This is a genomic window from Deltaproteobacteria bacterium, assembly GCA_009930495.1.
In the GTDB taxonomy this organism is placed as follows: domain Bacteria; phylum Desulfobacterota; class Desulfovibrionia; order Desulfovibrionales; family Desulfomicrobiaceae; genus Desulfomicrobium.
Genome location: RZYB01000328.1, coordinates 1 through 1,889 on the forward strand (window position 1 = coordinate 1; position 1,889 = coordinate 1,889).

Annotated in this window: 3 protein-coding genes; 2 read left to right on the forward strand and 1 reads right to left on the reverse strand. The window is 58.1% G+C overall.

Translation table 11 applies throughout. The features are described from left to right. The coding region (locus EOL86_14345; protein NCD26752.1) for an NADH-quinone oxidoreductase subunit N at positions 1 to 336 on the forward strand (336 nt) is incomplete at its 5' end. 514 nt (positions 337 to 850) lie between these two features. Here the strand turns inward: EOL86_14345 and EOL86_14350 are convergent. Then, entirely contained in the window at positions 851 to 1,369 is a 519-nt protein-coding gene (locus tag EOL86_14350) for an L-2-amino-thiazoline-4-carboxylic acid hydrolase (GenBank protein ID NCD26753.1), read from the reverse strand. Between EOL86_14350 and EOL86_14355 the strand changes: the two genes are divergently transcribed. Then, entirely contained in the window at positions 1,357 to 1,749 is a 393-nt protein-coding gene (locus tag EOL86_14355) for a hypothetical protein (protein ID NCD26754.1), read from the forward strand. The two genes, EOL86_14350 and EOL86_14355, sit on opposite strands and share 13 nt — an antisense overlap. The last annotated feature ends 140 nt before the right edge of the window (positions 1,750 to 1,889 follow it).

Genomic DNA, 1,889 nt, shown 5'->3' on the forward strand with positions numbered 1-1,889 from the left:
CTGGCCTTTGTCCTGGCCGTGGCCGCCTTTTCCCTGGTGGGCCTGCCGCCAACGGCCGGATTCATGGGCAAGCTCTTCCTGCTCACGGCGGCCTGGGGACATGGCTATGACTGGCTGGTCATCGTCGCGGCCCTGAACACGGCCATTTCCATCTACTTCTACCTGAGCCTGGTCCGCCATGCCTACACCCACGACCCGGCGGCCGAGCCCGCGCCGGCCAAGGACGGCGGCATGGTACTTGGCACAGTGTTCGCGGCGGTAATCCTGCTCCTCGGCATCATGCCGGCACCGGTTTACGATCTGGCGGTCAAGGCGGGGCAGGCACTTTTGCCCTGACGTTTTATCCCTGCTCCTTTTTGGTGCACGGCGTCCGCTCCATGGACGCCGTGCATTTTTTTTCGCCATGCATGCTCCCTGGGAATTGTTTGAAGCCTGTCCAATTCGATGCGGGTCCGCGAAAAGATGCCACGAACACACGCCCCGAACACGTTGTGAACAAATGTGGCCGAGTTACGAACAGATGAGAAACACGGAATGACCAACACGGGAACAGTTTTTCTGAAGGCCGAAGATGCCCGACACTTTGTTTGTAAAATAAATATTACTCTGAAATATATGAAAAAAACATGTTCGAAATTTTGTAGGTTATTGTTTGCAAAAAAAATGATCCGCGCAAGGAACAGGCATCTGGGCTTTTGGCGTGGCAGAATGTCGGATCAGTCGTAGGAACGGGATACGAACACGCAAGGAACACAACGCAAACACGGATGGGAACATTGCGCCGCCGGTCGTGTTCGTCTTGTTGCTAACAACGATAATATTCTGAAATTAAATAGATATTTTTGTAGGTTTACGCCAGCCACGTAAATATGAAGCGGCATCCGGCCGCGCCCCCGGCAATGGTGAAGGGCCGGTGCATGGACAGATGAGGGCTGTAGCCTTGGGCAAAGGGTTCGTCGCGGACGCAGGACAGCAGGGGAATGAGATCCGGGGGCAGGCCCATGTCCGCGTAGCCACGGGCATAGGCGCAATCCGTGACCGTAAAGGACAGGGTGGTTTCGGCCAGGACGACATCCGCGATGCGCAGCGCGTCCCCTTCACGCCACCGGTCCAAAACCGTGGCGAAATGGGCCAGATCGGGACCGTGCGGGGCCTGCCGCGCAAAGGCCGCGCCAGCCGCGCGGGCGTCATCGGCCAAGGCTGCTGCCAGAATGGCGGTGGCCTCGTCCCGGCCGAAACGAGCGGCGGTTTGCTCCCAGACCAGGGTCAGGATTTGGGCTTGGGCCAAGCGCAGGTCGAGCATGCTCATGAGGTCTCCTCTTTGCTTCGGATTTGGATTGGGATAGGTTTTTGGCCATGCACTGGTCATGGCCGAATGTTTTCCTTTTTGATGCCGGGACAGGCGTTGCCGTCAGTGACGCGCCCCGGCTCGATGAGGCCGATGGCCGCGCCCTGCTCTGTCGAACCTGTGGCCTTCCCGTGGCGAAGAATCAAGACCGAATCGCCATGAATGGCAAGCATCTGCACACCGTGTTCAATCCGGCGGGCATTCTGTTTGAAGTCGGATGCTTCGCCCTGGCTCCGGGCTGTCGTTTCGAGGGCGAATTTACGCCCGAATTCACGTGGTTTCCCGGATATCCGTGGAGGTTTGCCTTTTGCCGTCAGTGCGGGGCCCATCTCGGCTGGGATTACAGGAACGCCACAGGCGGTTTTGTCGGGCTGATCATGACCGAATTGCGGGAGCCCTGACAACCAGGACTGATCCACTGTTTTGACCACACCCGTTTTACGAAACCGTGTGCCACGGAGGCACGATGCGCATACCCTGTCCCAAATGCCAATTTGAATTGGACGCGTCCGCGACAGAATGTCCGCGTTGCGGCGTCGTG